The following is a 15,684-nucleotide window of genomic DNA, read 5'->3' as shown; positions in this document are numbered from 1 at the left end:
ATCCTTCCGCCACGGAGGCAATGAGTCTCGTCCGCCCTGCGGGAAATTTGCCGCATCCTTGACAGAGCACAACAGCAGGCTTCAGCTTACCGGGCGGGCCGCGGCCGGTGTGGGGAAATGCGGCGGGCAGCCGCTGGGCCTTTACAGCGTGGCCGCTGCGCCTCCTAGTCGGCGCCCCCTACTGGGCGGCCCCGGCCTTCTCCAGCGTGATCGTCCACCCGGCGGCATTCCCGGTGGCCTCGAAGTTGCGCACGGCGTGGCCGTCTTCGGCGGCCCAGCGGGGAATGGCGTCCGTGGCCTGCGTGCAGTCGAAGTTGATGACCAGCTCGTCGCCGTCGCGGAGCTGCTGCATCGCGGTTTTCGCTTCGATGAGGGGGAAGGGGCACACCGCGCCGAGCGTGTCCAGCGTGAACTGGCGCCGGCCCTCCGGGGTGCTTCCGAGGGCGCGCGGGGTCTGCGCGGTGTGCGCGGCGGGGGCTCGCTTGTCACTCAGCAATCCTACGCCGCCGGAGCCTCCCAGCAGTCCAGCCGGTGCCACCTGAATCCCGCCGAGGAGATCCTCGGTGGTGCGCTGGGTGGGGGTGGCGTCCGAAAGGGAAGAAGGGCCGGGGGACGCCACAAGCGACCCTTGCGCACCCTGCGGCTTCAGCCACAGCTTGGCGGCCACCCATACCCCCGCGGCGATGGCGGCGAGGGCCACCCACCCCTGGAAGCTGAACAGGGCGGTCTCCACCATGCCGTTGCCCACCGTGCAGCCGCCGGCCAGGGAGGCACCCACGCCCATGAACACCCCGCCCACGACGCTGCGCACCGCCTGCGTACCCGAGGGCACGCGCACCCGGAACTCGCCGGAGGCCTTCGCCGCGGCAAACGCCCCGATCAGCAGCCCGAGCACGAGCATCACGCCCCAGTTGATTCGGGCGGTGTTGCCGGTGGTGAGGAAGGTGGTCAGATCCGCGCTGGGTGTGGTGATTCCCAGGCCCGCGTTTCTTCCGGACGCCGCCGACAGCGGCCACGCGAGAGTTCCCAGCACGCCGATGATGACGGCCGTGGGGTAAAAGTGCCAGGGGCGTTCCGTAAGCAGGTGGGCGATGCCGGATTTGCGTGGCGTGAACTGGGCGACTGCGGGCCGGGAGGCTTCGTCGCGCAGGTAGTGGATCGCCGCGGCGGTGGCGCCGAGGGCGAGCGGGACGGCGAAGACCCAGGCGGAGACGTTCAGCAGGGCCGGGAGGGTCGTGACGTTCCAGCGGTAACTGGTCAGGTCTTTCTGCAGCCAGGATAGGGCGCCGTACTTCATCGCGGCGGCGGACAGGCCGTACATGAGCAGGGCGATCCAGCTACCGACCAAGCCCTCGGCGGAGCGGTACCACGTCCCGGAGGCGCAGCCGCCCGCCAGGACGATGCCCAGGCCGAAGACGAAGCTGCCGAGGACCACGCCGATAGGGGCGAAGGGCTTGACGGAGGGGGCGATGACACCCGTGGAGGTGAGCAGCGCGAGGCCGAGAGCGTGGACGGCAATGACGATGAGCAGGGCCGTGAAGCCGCGCCAGGAGCGCAGGGTGAAGATGTCCCGGATCATGCCGGTGACGCAGAAGCGGCCGCGCTGCATGACGAAGCCGAGGGCGGCGCCGAGGATGAGGCCGGTGAGGATCATGGCGGGGGTGTGGGGCCTTTCTCGTGGAGTGGGGGTGGGTTGGGGGTTACACGGGGACTGGCGGGTTGGGCGTGGGTGAGTGGGGAGACGGGTGAGCGGGTTGCGGGTTGGACGGTGTCTGGCGGGTTGGAGGGTGAGCTGGATGGAAGGTGACTGGCGGGTTGGACGGGGCAACTATCGTGAGAAGCACCGTGAACCGATCTGTCTACCTGGAAGGCCCAAGCTACGGTCTTCTATTCCTGCTGACAAATAAAACAGCGGAATCGGAGAGAAATGCCTGGTCGCAGTAGACCGATCTGTCTGCATTCGGCATTCGCGGGCCGCCCGGCCTCACTCCTCTGCCCCCTCTCCCCTCACCTCCCTCTCCCCTGCGGCCGCGTCTCTGCCGCCTATCCGGCACATCCCCGGCGTCGGCGGGATCCTCGCCTTAGCGGAATCACTACACTGGCGAGGCACATGCGAAACGACACCTCGGGCCGCGCGAGCACCACGGGCCCTTTCCAGCAACTCCGGGAATTCTGGACTCTCACCGGCGCCTTTTCCGGTGACGCGCACCCCTCGACCGACGGCCCGTCGCCCGCACACCCCTCGACCGGCGGCCCGTCGCCCGCACACCCCCCACGCACCGGCCCGTCGCCCGCGCACCCGCTGGCTGGGCTCGGCCCCCACGTTCGCGCCGAGGACATCTTCCGCTGCCTTCCCACAACCGGCGACGATGCCGACAGCGCACCAAACTCCGAGGGTCCCACCACTTTTCCCCTAGACCCCACCGCAGTCATCCACCCACTCGACGCCCAGTGGTTCACCGATCGCGGCCACCTCCCCGAGGTGGACCAACACGGCCGACTCACCCTGGGCGGCCGAGCTTTCCCGGGGCCGCTGGCCGGGGACATTCCCGCACCAAGCCGCACCCGCCCGCAGCCTCCGGACGCCCCCACTCCCCTCACCCTCATCGACCGGATCACCCCGCAATTCTTCGACCGACCCCCGGTGCCCTTGCACCAAACTCGGATCCTCTGGCTCGGTATCAATGCGACCGTCCAGGGCACGGCTTCTCGCAATTCGGCCAGCAATGGTTCGCGCGTCCGCCCCCTAACGCGAGCCCAACCCATCTCCGAATGGTTGCGACGAGCAATTATCATCCACAGAAGCTTTGGTTCTGTTATCGCGCAAGTTAACGAATGCGCAAACCGCCTACGCAACGAGTTACATACCCCGCAATACCACAGTATCTACGACGAGTTCCCCCGTGAGATCATTGGCCTAGCCGAGGCCATAGACCTATGCGATCAGCAATACCGGATGCTTATCCAAGACCATTCTGATCCACATGTTGTGCCGTCTTGGGAATTGCGGCACCGGTACGTGGAAACGTGGCATCGTGATTGTCTTTTCGACGCCAACACCTTTCGCCTCACCAACCGCCCCTCAACCCCCAACGGCCCCGGCCTCACGGCGGATCACGTTCTGCGGATGGAGCTGTACCCCTGGCGGACGAAGAGTGCTGCTGGGCTGCCGCGGGTGGCAGTAGACGCGGTCCGAAAAGCGCGGGTTCCGCAGGACCTTCCCCCGTCTGTGCGGGTGACGGCGGAGTCGGTGTTAGAAGTTCTGGTGGCCACGGCCGGAAACCCCCCGCTTGTCATCGTGCGGAAGATGGAGGAGTGGTTGGCCGCGCTGACGGCGGTTGCCCCGCCCGAACTCAAGGATGAGGTGCGGCTCATGCTGCTAGACCAGGCACTGGTGCCCGCTTCCAGTAGGAACTACACGCTGTCCTGCAACAACCTTGTGGACTACGCGACGTTGCGATCGGCCCGCTCTCGCGCGGTCGACCGCATCGATGCACTCAACTACTAGTCACGGTGCCCCCGCCCCTAACCCCCCTAGCTTGATCTCACCTCGGTGCGCTGATCCGAATTGCCCCTGATACGCCTCCGGCGATGCCCGCAATTCCCACGGCGCTGGGTTGACACAAAGAGGTCTAACTACTCTCGATGAAAAGGGCGGCTTGCGTGATGAATGAGGAAGGTCAAATCAACCGTTGAAGCCTAACTGCGACATAGTCGACAAAATCCGGACAACCCGCATTAGCCAATTTCTCTGGCAAATTGAACCTCTTAGTAACTTTACGGTGGTAAACATCTTATTGCAAAATGACCCGGTCGATGAGACCGGGAGCAGATTGGGCAGCTAGACAGAGCCACTCATCTGGAGTCATCAAATCGTATGGACAGCGGCCCGGATTTTGGTACAAATTTCTGAAATGTTTGATATTTCCCGTCACAAGGTAATCGACTTCTGCGTAGACCGCAGCCGAGTGCACGTGAGCGTCGTCAGGATCCGTGTATACAACAGTGGCGTCGTGGGGAAAATTGGAGATTCTGGAATCAGAGCCCAAAGCTTCAACGAGGCGATCTCTGACGGCTTCCATTTGCCTGCTGGATGATTTGGGGAACCTCCTACGCCGAGCTCGAACCGCCTCCGCCACGATATCCTCTGTCCAAAGAAACGACCACGTACCCAGACTTTCGGCAGCAATCAACCCAAACCAACTGTGTAGCGTAGCGGACGCCCAAACGTTGGAGTCCGGAAGTATTACAGCCCCCTGGCGCTTCACCATGCGCTTAGATTAACGCAGCCGTTCGCCCCAGTCGCGCGCACCGACCTTAAGCTTCGCCTAGCTCGCGTTCCAGATCCATCAACCCGAAGACCGCCCGTCGCTTCTCTTCCTTCAACTCTGCCTGAAACTTCAAGACGTCGTCTGTGAGCAGGCGGTGATGGCTACCCACCATGTGAGCAGCTATCCGCCCATTGCGTACATGCTTCATTAGAGTCGGACGACTCATACCCAGCATCGAGGCAGCCGTCGTAGTGGTTACCTCCCTGGGAACGGACGAAACCGTGATGGCCGATCCCTGCTGGATGGCTTCTAGAACATTGATTACGACAGCTCTGAGCTCCTCTGGGAGCTGTCCGGCTTCCGGGGTTTGCAGATTAGAGAGCTGGTCACCTGCGGTGGAAATGTAGCGGGCGGCTGCTTCTTGCTCTTGGACAGTGAACAGAATGGTCTTGTTCCCGGTTTGAATGTTCATAATCCGGCTCCTTCCGCCACTCGTGGCCAAGCGGGCGTAGCTCCCCCTGGCGAGTCAAAGCGTACAGCGCTTCACTTACAAGTGCAACCGTTGGCGGCCGAGAGCGCCGTAGGCCTGCCTCAAACCCGTGCCAGCTACCGCTTCCCTGCCCTGTCCAGCTCCCGAGGCCTACCCTTGGTCGCCGACCTCTAGTAGATCTGCGCGGGCCCCGAGCCCCAGGGGACCCGGCTCACGGGGTTACCTAGTTTCCGGCAACCTCAGTTACCTAGTTTCCGGCAACCTCAATGAGCCGCTTCGCTAGCTTCTCCGAAGACGCGGGATTCTGCCCCGTGAAAACCGAGCCATCTTCCACAACATGGCTCATCATCGGTACACCAGAGCTGTAGTCCACTCCGGCGGCCTTCATTTCATCCTCTAGCAGCCACTTCGCTTTGGCGGAGGCCTTGTTGGCCTTCTCCTCCAAGTTGGAGAAGCCCGTCATCCTACGGCCGGCGAATACGTTGGTGCCGTCCTCCTTCTTCGCCGCGAGAATCGCCGCCGGGGCATGGCACAGCAGGCCCACGGGCTTGTTCGTCTCTACGCGGCGCGCCAGGAGCGCGCCGGAGGTGGCGTCCTGAGACAAATCCTCCATCGGACCGTGCCCACCGGGATAGAAAACAACATCAAAATCATCCGCATTCACATCTGCCAAATCCACGGGGCTGTCCAACTCGACCTGAATGGAATCCAGGTATTCGCGAATTTCCTTCCGCTTCTTCGGCAGACCACCCGCAATACCCATGCTCGTTTCGTCCAAAGTCGGGGCGACAGCACCCGGGGTAGCGATAGTGATATCCCACCCAGCCTCGCGGAACAAACGGTGCGGGACCGCTAGCTCCTCACCCCAGTAACCGGTGGGATATTCCGAACCGTCCTTCAACGTCCACACGTTTGCAGCAGAAACAACAAATAGAACCTTGCTCATTGGGGGTGCTCACTCCTTGGGGAAACTGGTGACGTACACAGCGTGCAACGCCAGTGCGCCGGACACATTCCCGGTCAGCAGATCTTGTTCGCCAATCAGAGCAACTCCTCGGCCCCGTTGGCGGCGGCAAATCGGTCCAGGAAGCCCTCCAGGGCGGCGTTCATCTCGGAGTAGTCGTAAGCGTGCAGCTCCTCTGCGCTCTGCACAAACGGCAGGTCAGCACCCTCCCGGAGTTCGTTTTCGTCCGCATCCGTCATGAGGCCCACGAGGTCCCGGGTGAACTCCATGTGGCACTGCAGACCATAGGCATGCGGTGCAAAACGCACGATCTGACGGGGGCAGCCCTCGCTTCCGGCCAGCACAACGGCACCCTCCGGCAGACCGACCATGTCCCCGTGCCAGTGCGCCACCGTCAGCTTCTCTCCAAAATGCGCAACCATTGGATCCACCCGGCCGGGTTCAGTCAGGCTAATCGGAAAACAGCCAATTTCCTTGTGCGGGCTACGCTCCGTTTTCCCTCCGAGCGCTTCCCCCAACAATTGCGCGCCGAGGCACACACCCAACACCTTTTTCCCTGCCCGCACGCATTGTGCCATGAGCTCTTGCTCCGCCGGAGAATCGAAGAACGGATACTCTGCTTTCGTTGTCGATGGAGATTGCGGGCCACCCATAACTACGAGCATGTTGATGCCCTCGATATCACGTTCCTGCGGCAGGGGTTCCTCCGCGAAAACGCGGCTGAACGTCATGCTATGCCCCCGGGATGCCGCCCATGTCTGAATAGCGCCGGGTAGCTCGAATTCCATGTGAGTAACGAAATGCACATGCACGGTGGGCTTACTCCTTAACCTCGGTCTTTTGGATCTGCTCATCCAGGTCGTCCGGATCCAAATCCGCTCCGGCAAATTCACCGGTCAGCGGTAACCGGAGCTCCAGATCTGTTCCGACGCATAACTCGATCGTTCCCTCAGCAATCGTGAAGTCCAGAACATGGCCACCGAGCTCGCGTTTCTTATCGAGGAAGTGCGCGTGACAACCGGGGACGCCAATCCCCTTTTCGTAGATGGGAGTACGGAAGCCCATCACCACGCCCTCAATGTTCTCGAATGTGTGCTCGGTATCATCTTCGGTCACCTCCGCCATCGGCCGGTAAGGCCGCTCCTGCTTCACCACCGTCCGTGTGCGCACGCTGGAGAATCGTCCGGTGATTTTGAGGGCGTACATGTAATTAGAGGAAGGGAGCATCTCGTCGATGACCTCCGACAGGGCCTCGCGCGTCGTGTTTACCGGGGCGTTGCGGTGGAGGCGGGGTACAAAATTCGTGGCCACGGCGAAGGGAGTGCATTTGTCGAGGTCTGGGCGGGAGGCTCGGCCGGTGTGGTCGAGGCGGAAACACTCACCATCAAGGATGACCATCTCGCCGTCGAGCGCGTCGAACGTGCCGATGCCGAAGTTGCCTTTCCCTAGCAACTCGTTGACGCTGAGCTCACCGTCGTAAATGCCGTCCAGGAGGGCGGACATGAGGGAGTACTGGAAGATGGTGTGCCGGGTTACCGGTTGTTTGGTCATGGGGCCCATTGTTGCGCAATTTTTCGCCGGGGTCCGGCAGCATAACCGCAGCCACCGTTTTTACCGCTTTTGTGCCGAAAACCGCCGCCATCCCGCCACCAGCACCTCCGCAGCCAACCGGTAAGAACCCAGCCCCACCCAGGCCTCACCGCGCTATCAGCCCCCCACCGACCCCACTGACCGCACCGCGCTACCCGACCACCCCACCCACCCCGCGCTCCAACCCCCGGAACAATCGGAGTACGGCCAGTCCACCATCGCAGCACCCGGAAAGTTGCTGCGGGCACGCAAAAAGCCCCGCTCAAAGCGGGGCTTTCTAGCGGGGCGCCGTCACCGCCCGGCGCGTTCACCGCCCTACGCAGTCACCGCCAAGCACCGTCACCGGGCCCGGTCACCGCCAGGCCCGGTCACCGCCCTACGCGGTCGCGGCCTCGACGCGCTCCTTCAGTGCGTTGAACTCATCCCACACTTCCTGGGGCACCTTGGGGCCGAGGAACTTCAGCCACTCCTCGTTGTCGGCGAGGTCCCGCTTCCAATCAGCGGGGTTGGTGGACAGGGCCTCGCGGATGTCGTCCTCGGTCTCCTTCAGACCATCGGTCTCGAGATCCTCAAAGCGGGCGGTGTGGCCCACGACGGTTTCGTCGGCCTCTACCTTGCCCTCGATGCGGTCGACGATCCACTTCAGCACGCGCGAGTTCTCGCCGAACCCGGGCCACAGGAAGCGCCCGTCCTCGCCGCGCCGGAACCAGTTGACCAGGAAGACGGCCGGCATCTTGTCGCCACCCTTGCGGCCCATGTCAATCCAGTGCTGCAAGTAATCGCCGGCGTTGTAACCGATGAAGGGGAGCATGGCCATCGGGTCGTGGCGCAAGGAACCCACGGCGGCCTCCGCAGCGGCTGCGGTCTGGCCGGAGGACAGCGTCGCGCCGATAAAGGTGGCGTGGTTCCAGTCGTGCGCCTGCGTAACCAGCGGCACCGTGTCGGGACGGCGTCCACCGAACAAGATCGCGGAGACCGGCACGCCCTTCGGGTCGTTGAACTCGGGGGCGGCGGCGGGGCACTGCGCGATCGGGGAGCAGTAGCGGGAGTTGGGGTGGGAGGACTTCGCGTCGGAGTCCGGGGTCCACTCGTTGCCCAGCCAGTCGATGAGGTGATCCGGCTTGTTCTCCAGGCCTTCCCACCACACGCCGCCATCGTCCGTGTAGCCAACGTTAGTGTACAGCGTGTTGCCCGGCTCCATGGTGCGCATGGCAACGGGGTTGGAGCTGTAGTTGGTGCCGGGTGCTACGCCGAAGAAGCCGTTCTCCGGGTTCACGGCGTACAGGCGGCCGTCCTCACCGAACTTGAGCCAGGCGATGTCGTCGCCGACGACCTCCGCCGTCCACCCCTCGATGGTGGGCTGGATCATGGCCAGGTTGGTCTTGCCGCAGGCGGAGGGGAAGGCAGCGCAGATGTAGTAGGGCTTCTTCTCCGGGCTGACCAGCTTGAGGATCAGCATGTGCTCGGCCATCCAGCCCTCGTCACGGGCCATGACGGAAGCGATGCGCAGCGCGTAGCACTTCTTCGCCAGGATGGCGTTGCCACCGTACCCGGAGCCGTAGGACCAGATCTCCCGATCCTCGGGGAAGTGGGTGATGTACTTCGTGTCATTGCAGGGCCAGGGGACGTCCTCTTGCCCGGGCTCCAGCGGAGCTCCGACGGAGTGCCAGCCGTGGACAAACTCGCCGTCCTTGCCGATCTTGTCCAGGGCTTCCTTACCCATGCGGGTCATGATGCGCATGGACATGACCACGTAGGGGGAGTCCGTGAGCTCCACACCCAGCTTCGGATCCGGATCCGTAATGGGCCCCATGCAGAAGGGGACCACGTACATGGTCCGCCCACGCATAGACCCGGAGAAATGTTCACGCATTTCGGCGCGCATCTTCTCCGGGTCCATCCAGTTGTTCGTGGGGCCGGCATCTTCTTCGCTCTTGGAACAGATGAAGGTGCGGGATTCCACACGGGCCACATCGGCCGGGTTACTGCGGGCCAGGAAGGAGTTTGGCTGGGTCTCCTCGTTGAGCTTGACGAGGGTGCCGGCCTCGACCAGTTGATCGGCCAGGCGCTCCCACTCTTCGTCGGAGCCGTCGCAGAAGACCACGGAGTCCGGTTGGAACAGTTCCACGGACTCGCTAATCCACTCGAGCAGGTTTTGGTTGTCGGTCGGTGTTTCGCCAACAAGCCCTCGGATGGTCATCTAAATCTCCCTCACTGTTGGGTAACTCTTATCCCCACCCTAAACGGTTTTAGCCCCGGTTAGCAGTGATGGGGAACAAGCTTTAAGTAGCAGTTTCAGATTAGCCCCACCTGCCGCTTTCCACACACTCCCAAAGGTCCCCCTGCCAGCTGTGTTGCCCCGAACCCGAGCCGCCAGCCCCCTCCGGGTTCTCCAGCTCATCCCCAGCCGGGTCGCGGTGAAAGCCCCCGGGGGCCTCCCTCTGCTGCCCCTGGCCCTCCTGGCCGGACCTCAACTGGGGGGAGGCGGGGGGCTCATCGTGAGTGCTCACGCGGCGAGTCCACGCATCCGGAGAGCCCCAGGACCCTAGCCGGGACCCCCGGGCCGACTCATCCTGCGGGGTATCGTGCGGGCCACCCTCGGGGCCCTCTGACCACCGCCAGGCGCTCCACTGCCCCTCGAATGTGACATCGGATACATAGTCCACCCTTCCATCGCCGTCGAGGTCGCTGAGGATTGTTATGCCCCGGTCGTCGGCGAAAGTCGCCGTCTGCCCATCTGCGGAGTCGCTGATCTGATACTCCACTCCGCCCACCGTGAACAGGAGCCCTCCGCTGCTGCCGTCGGCAATCTCCAGCCGTTCCCCAGCGAGCCCGGCGATCTTGTCCAGCAGATCAGGGACGCCCTCACCGAAACCCCCTGCCCCACCGAAATCCCCACCGAAATCTGCGCCACCGCCAAACCCGGCACAACCAAGCCCAGCACTCGGATCGTCCCACCAATCTCCACCCAGCCCGATTGCCTCATCCATCACGTCTTGCCTTCCTCCCCGTTATCTCCCGCTCACTCGTTGCCCGTCGTGGTCACCCGTCACCGCCCACTCACCCGTTGTCCGTCGTGGTCACCCGTCACCGCCCGCTCACCCCGCACTAACGCCTCACCTCCGCCACATCCCCGGCCGCAACGCGCGGAATCTGCATGCGCGCCACGATCTCCCCCGCTAGCACGGCCCAGTGCTCCCGCAGAACCCGATGCACCCGCTCCCGGTGAACCTCCGCCGCCCCGCGCTTGCTCATGCGCCCGCGGAGCACCACGACCGCCAGCCCCAGCATCACCCCCAGCACCAGCCCCGGCACAGGCGCCCCAAGCACGCGCCCGACCCCGAGTCCCACTCCCAGCCCCAGCGCGACCGCACCCACGGCCCCTACCAGCGCCGCCCCGGCCCGCCCAGAAACGCCAGCACCCGGCTCCCCTATCCCCGCCACGTCCGGCGGAGTCACGTCCACATGCGGGAACAACACTCCCTGCCGCAGCACGGCAATCCTCATCCGGGACACGAATCGCTCATGGGCCCAATGGACATACTCTCGGGTGTCGCGAGGGATTGGCGTCCCCACCCCATCATCGGCATCCCCCTCACCACGGCCCCGATGGCTGCTCACGTCCCCCGCCGACCACCCCGCGGCCTGCCGTTCCGGCGCTGGTTCGTCATCTGTCGGCGTGTTCAATTGCGGCGTTCCGATGATTTGGGACGCCACCCTCTGCGCCTGCAACCGCACCCAAATCTTCACCCGCTCCGCGCGCTCCACATCGGCCCGCGCGGCCCCGGCCTGCCAGGCCACCCGATCGACCCACAGCTCATCCACCCAGCCCTGCAACTGCTCCAGGTCGCCCTCGTCGAGGAAGTCGCGCTCCACGGGGCACACATGCACCCCCGGGCCGGCCGGCCACTCCCCCGGCGTGTACACCAGCACCCCGCCCTGGTTGCCCACCACGGCCGAGACGATCTCCCCCGCGGACTCCTCCCACCCTGGCGCGACGGCGACCACCCCGTCCGGCCGATCCTTCGGCCCCCCACCGGCTAGCGCCCGGCACCGCACCAGGCGCGCGGCGATGTTCTCCACGAGATGGGCGTCCGGCCCGATCACGGCAATTGTCTTCACCTGTACTCCCCCATGTCACAATGAGTCACTGTGAAGGATCACAGTGACAACGGCGTTACCCCCGGCGGCCAGCCAGCGGAGCCGACTGACAGCGCCACCCCCGGTAGCCCATCGGCGGAACCCCCCGCAGACTCGGCGGCCACTCCCCCGGGGCGCCCACTGCAAACAAAGTTTAACGACGGACGCGACTATCCGCGACTGGGTCGGTTCAGTTTCCGCCGCGGAACCCTCACCGAAAACCAGCAGCGACTGTGGGAGGAGCACTGGCCACACCTGGGCACAGACCTCCCCGAGACCGAAGACTGCGTCGTTGACCTCCAAGAATGGTTTGGGCGCGAAGCCGACACCATCGTGGAAATCGGCTCCGGCACCGGCACCTCCACCGCTGCCATGGCACCCCTGGAGGCGGAGAAAAATGTTGTCGCTGTGGAAATCTACCGCCCGGGCCTGGCCAAGCTCCTCGGCGCGGTGGTGCGCGGGGGCATCACTAACATCCGGATGATCAAAGGCGATGGGGTGGAGGTTCTGGCCCGCATGTTCGCGCCGAACTCGCTGGCGGGGGTGCGCATCTTCTTCCCGGATCCCTGGCCCAAAGCGCGCCACCACAAGCGCCGCATCATCCAAACTGGGACCCTGCACCTCATCGCCACCCGCCTGCGCCCCGGCGGCGTGCTTCACGTCGCCACGGATCACGCGGACTACGCCGAATGGATCGACGGGCTCGTGGCCAGCGAACCCCAACTGGAGTACCTCGGCTGGCCGGCGGAGGTGCCGCAGCTGACGGACCGGCAGGTCCTCACCAAATTCGAAGGCAAGGGCCTGAGTAAAGAACACATTATTCGGGACTACCTTTGGAGAAAGCGCCCATAGGGCAGGATGTTGAGAGGAGGCGAATTTAGCAGTGTTTAGTGCTTGGGGCGATATCGCCTTTCGCTGGCGGAAAATAATCCCGATAGTGGTGATCGCCGCTATCGTCGCGCTGTTTGCCATCTTCGGCACCCAGTTGGGCCAGCGGATGAGCCAGGAGGGGTGGGACGACCCGCACTCCCAATCCACCCGCGCCGCCCAGATCGAGGAGGACACCTTCGGCCGTGATAGCCGGGGGGATGTGATCCTGTTGGTCTCCACCGGCAAGCCCAATGGGGCCATGGACCCGCGAATTCGGGACGCCATCACCCGGCAACTCCGCGAACTGCAGGCCGCCCACCCGGACAACATCGCCTCCGTGACGTCCTTCTTCGACGGCGGGCCACGCCAGATGGCCTCGGCCGACGGCTCCTCCGCCTTCGCGACCCTGGGCATGCGCGGAGTTAAGGAAGACGTGATGAACAACTACCGGGCCATCGAACCGGAGTTGCGCAGCATTTCCGTCCCCGGCGCCACCGTGGAGATTGCGGGCGCCACCGCCGTATCGGACAGCCTGGACCAGGGCATGACGGAGGACGTCCACCGCGCCGAAATTTTCGCACTGCCCGCCGTGGGGCTGCTGCTGCTCATCGTGTTCGGCGGGCTCATCGCGGCCTGCATGCCGTTGCTGGTGGGCGTGCTGTCCATCGGCGGGTCGATGGGCGTGCTGGCGATTCTGGCGCAGTACACCCAGATCAACGTCTTTGCGCAGTCCGTGGTCACGCTGCTGGGCCTGGGCTTGGCCATCGACTACGGGCTGTTTATGGTCTCCCGGTTCCGAGAGGAGATGGCGGAGGACATGCCCGTACGCCAGGCAGTGCGCAACACCACGGCCACGGCCGGCAAGACGGTGGTGTTCTCCGCGGCGATGGTGGCGGTGGCCCTGTCTGGGTTGTTGATCTTCCCGCAGGCCTTCCTCAAGTCCGTGGCCTTCGGGGCCATGAGCGCCGTGGCCCTGGCGGCGCTGCTCAGCGTGGCCGTACTGCCCAGTATCTTTGCGCTGCTCGGGCCCAACATCGACAAGGGGGCCCTGCGGCGGCGCACCCCGCGCACCCGGGATGAGGTGGTGAACAGCCGCTGGGGCAAGATCCCCACCTTCGCGATGCGCCACGCCCGCCTGGTCACCCTCGCCGTCGTCGCCGGCCTCATTGCGCTGACCTTGCCCATCGCGGGCATCAAGTTCGGCGGTATTAACGAGACCTACCTGCCGCCGAAGGAACCCACCCGCGTGGCCCAGGCGCACTTCAACGAGACCTTCCCCCAGTTCCGCACGGATCCGGTCAAGCTGGTCATCACCGGCAGCCAAAGCGCCGTGGGCACGGTGTACCAGAAGGCCAACAAGGTCTCCGGCCTTACGGGCCCCTTCCAGGTCAGCCGACCCACGAAGGACGGGGTGACGGTGCTTTCCGCCGGCATCGGGGAGCGCAAGGACTACGAGCGCGTCGTCTCCGACTTGGAGAATATTCGTGTCGACGGCACCCAGGTGCTCGTCGCGGGCACCCCGGCCATGGAGGTGGAATCCCTGCGGGCCATGGTGGACAAGCTGCCCTGGATGCTCGCCTACATCGTGGCCGTGTCCTTCGTGCTCATGGCCCTCATCTTCGGCTCGCTGATCATCCCGGCGAAGGCCGTGATCATGAACATCCTGGGGGCCGGGGCCACCTTGGGGATGCTCACCTTGTTGTTTGTCGATGGGGTGGGCTCCGGGTTGTTCGGGTACACCGCCGGGCCGCTCATGAGCCCGGTGCTGGTGCTTATCGTGGCGATCATCTTCGGCCTGTCCACGGACTACGAGGTCTTCCTCGTCTCCCGCATGGTGGAGGCCCGCGCCCATGGCCTGAGCACGGATAAGTCCATTCGATTCGGCACGGCGACCACTGGCGGCATCATCACCGCTGCGGCCCTCATCATGATCGTGGTGTGCGGCGCATTCGGTTTTTCCAATATTGTGATGATGAAATACATAGCGTTCGGGATGGTCATTGCCCTTATTCTGGACGCCACCATCATTCGCATGTTGTTAGTCCCGGCCGTGATGCACCTCCTGCGGGAAGACAACTGGTGGGCACCCCAGTGGGTCCACCGCCTCAGCCAAAAGGTGGGCCACAACGAGACCCTGCCCGTCGCCATCGCCAGTGGCGGACGGCACGAGCACACCGAGGGCGCGGTACCCTTCCAGGAGCTCATGGAGCGGCTGGGGCGTCGCCCCGAGCTCCCCCCGGCACCCGAACCCGCCGCCTTGCCCGCGCCTGACTACGACGAGGAGCGCCATCACCAGTGACCCGCCCATCACTGCGCAGCCGTCGCGTCCGCATCGCGCTCGCCCTTGCGGTCCTCGCCGTCCTGGCCTTCTTCGCCCGCAACCACCTGCACTTCATCTCTGAGGGGTGGGCGGAATTGCGCCAGGCGGACCCGCGGTGGCTGATTCCCGCAGTGATCGCCCAAGCGCTGACGATGGCCACACAGGCGGAGGTGATGGTGGTACTGCTGCGCTCCGCCGGGGTGAAGGTTCGCCGCTGGACGGCGAACACGTTGGGCCTGGCGGCCAACGCCTGGTCCGCTTCTTTCCCCGGTGGGCCCGCACTCTCCGCCGCGATGATCTTTCGCGAGCAGATTAAGTGGGGTGCCACGCCGGTAATCGCGAGCTGGTACATGGTCATCTCAGGTGCGCTATCCGGGGGCGGCTTGGCCATCCTGGCCCTCGGGTCGGTGTATTTCCTGGGGCTGCGGGTGAAACCGGTGACCCTGGCGATCTCTATTGCCGTGCTCATTCTGCTAGCCATCGCTACGAACTGGTGTGCACGCAACCCCAAGACCGTAGAGCAGTGGCTGCTGTGCCGGTTGCGGGCCATCAACCGCTGGCGCCGCAGGCCGGAGGACCGCTGGACCGCCGCCGTGCACGGTTTTGCGGATCAACTCTCCGCAGTGGACCTGCCTCTACCCCGCCTGGGCCTGGCTATCAACTGGTCCCTCTGGAATTGGATCTTCGAGATCATCTGCCTATGGGCCTGCGTGATGTCCATCGGAGGGGAGCCCCCCGTCGCGGGTGTAGTGCTGTCCTTCATCGCTGCCAAGGTCGCGGGGCAAGCCCAGGTGACCCCCGGCGGCCTCGGGCCCGTGGACCTCGCGCTCACCAGCTCCCTGGTGGCCTTCGCCGCGCTGACCTCCGCCCAGGCATTCGCCGCTGTCATCGTCTTCCGTATGCTCTCCTTCGTCGGCCTCGTGGCGATTGGTTGGCTGGTCTTCTTCGCTACGAAGCTCGCCACCCCGCGCGTGCATGAGGACAACGCGGAGGTTGGTGGCGTCCCCAAGGAAAAAACGACCCTCAGCAGCAATTAGGG

Annotated in this window: 13 protein-coding genes; 4 read left to right on the top strand and 9 right to left on the bottom strand. The window is 64.4% G+C overall.

Features of this window, described 5'->3' with window-relative positions:
* Nucleotides 1-178: 178 nt before the first annotated feature.
* The gene (locus CHEID_RS00820) at nucleotides 179-1,654 is read right to left on the bottom strand and encodes a YeeE/YedE thiosulfate transporter family protein (RefSeq protein WP_112769788.1); all 1,476 of its coding nucleotides are present in this window, start codon (nucleotides 1,652-1,654) and stop codon (nucleotides 179-181) included.
* Nucleotides 1,655-2,110: 456 nt separating this feature from the next.
* Here CHEID_RS00820 and CHEID_RS00815 point away from each other — a divergent pair, with 456 nt between their 5' ends.
* The gene (locus CHEID_RS00815; RefSeq protein WP_112770281.1) at nucleotides 2,111-3,508 is read left to right on the top strand and encodes a hypothetical protein; all 1,398 of its coding nucleotides are present in this window, start codon (nucleotides 2,111-2,113) and stop codon (nucleotides 3,506-3,508) included.
* A gap of 286 nt (nucleotides 3,509-3,794) precedes the next feature.
* On the opposite strand, the gene CHEID_RS00810 is transcribed toward CHEID_RS00815, so the two are convergent.
* The 8 genes from CHEID_RS00810 to CHEID_RS00775 all read right to left on the bottom strand — a co-directional run bounded on the left by CHEID_RS00810 (nucleotide 3,795) and on the right by CHEID_RS00775 (nucleotide 11,437).
* The gene (locus tag CHEID_RS00810) at nucleotides 3,795-4,271 is read right to left on the bottom strand and encodes a PIN domain-containing protein (protein ID WP_238599428.1); all 477 of its coding nucleotides are present in this window, start codon (nucleotides 4,269-4,271) and stop codon (nucleotides 3,795-3,797) included.
* Between the two features lie 46 nt (nucleotides 4,272-4,317).
* Nucleotides 4,318-4,743 (bottom strand): helix-turn-helix domain-containing protein, encoded by a 426-nt coding sequence (locus CHEID_RS00805; RefSeq protein ID WP_112770280.1) that lies wholly within the window; start codon nucleotides 4,741-4,743, stop codon nucleotides 4,318-4,320.
* Nucleotides 4,744-5,008: 265 nt separating this feature from the next.
* Nucleotides 5,009-5,707: a type 1 glutamine amidotransferase domain-containing protein gene (locus tag CHEID_RS00800; protein ID WP_112770279.1), complete on the bottom strand. Its 699-nt coding sequence runs from the start codon at nucleotides 5,705-5,707 to the stop codon at nucleotides 5,009-5,011.
* A gap of 95 nt (nucleotides 5,708-5,802) precedes the next feature.
* Entirely contained in the window at nucleotides 5,803-6,537 is a 735-nt protein-coding gene (locus CHEID_RS00795; protein ID WP_112770278.1) for a glutamine amidotransferase-related protein, read from the bottom strand.
* Nucleotides 6,538-6,544: 7 nt separating this feature from the next.
* Nucleotides 6,545-7,276: an acetolactate decarboxylase gene (budA, locus tag CHEID_RS00790; protein ID WP_112770277.1), complete on the bottom strand. Its 732-nt coding sequence runs from the start codon at nucleotides 7,274-7,276 to the stop codon at nucleotides 6,545-6,547.
* Nucleotides 7,277-7,691: 415 nt separating this feature from the next.
* Nucleotides 7,692-9,515 carry a phosphoenolpyruvate carboxykinase (GTP) gene (locus CHEID_RS00785; RefSeq protein ID WP_112770341.1) on the bottom strand — a complete coding sequence of 608 codons (1,824 nt, stop codon included), beginning with the start codon at nucleotides 9,513-9,515 and terminating at the stop codon, nucleotides 7,692-7,694.
* 100 nt (nucleotides 9,516-9,615) lie between these two features.
* Entirely contained in the window at nucleotides 9,616-10,305 is a 690-nt protein-coding gene (locus CHEID_RS00780; protein ID WP_112770342.1) for a DUF6802 family protein, read from the bottom strand.
* A 118-nt stretch (nucleotides 10,306-10,423) separates the two neighbouring features.
* Nucleotides 10,424-11,437, bottom strand: coding sequence for a hypothetical protein (locus CHEID_RS00775; RefSeq protein WP_273661172.1), 1,014 nt, complete (start codon nucleotides 11,435-11,437; stop codon nucleotides 10,424-10,426).
* A gap of 159 nt (nucleotides 11,438-11,596) precedes the next feature.
* Here CHEID_RS00775 and trmB point away from each other — a divergent pair, with 159 nt between their 5' ends.
* Genes trmB through CHEID_RS00760 form a run of 3 tightly spaced genes read left to right on the top strand, consistent with a single transcriptional unit; the run spans nucleotide 11,597 to nucleotide 15,682 of the window.
* Complete coding sequence (gene trmB / locus CHEID_RS00770; RefSeq protein WP_238599279.1) at nucleotides 11,597-12,307, top strand: tRNA (guanosine(46)-N7)-methyltransferase TrmB; 711 nt, start codon at nucleotides 11,597-11,599, stop codon at nucleotides 12,305-12,307.
* Nucleotides 12,308-12,338: 31 nt separating this feature from the next.
* Entirely contained in the window at nucleotides 12,339-14,624 is a 2,286-nt protein-coding gene (locus CHEID_RS00765; protein ID WP_112769183.1) for an MMPL family transporter, read from the top strand.
* Nucleotides 14,621-15,682, top strand: coding sequence for a lysylphosphatidylglycerol synthase transmembrane domain-containing protein (locus CHEID_RS00760; protein ID WP_112769184.1), 1,062 nt, complete (start codon nucleotides 14,621-14,623; stop codon nucleotides 15,680-15,682). Before CHEID_RS00765 ends, CHEID_RS00760 begins: the two co-directional genes overlap by 4 nt.
* Nucleotides 15,683-15,684 lie beyond the last annotated feature (2 nt).

It is taken from the genome of Corynebacterium heidelbergense (genome assembly GCF_028609845.1).
Lineage (GTDB): Bacteria > Actinomycetota > Actinomycetes > Mycobacteriales > Mycobacteriaceae > Corynebacterium > Corynebacterium heidelbergense.
This window is presented reverse-complemented; position numbering and strand designations above follow the sequence as displayed.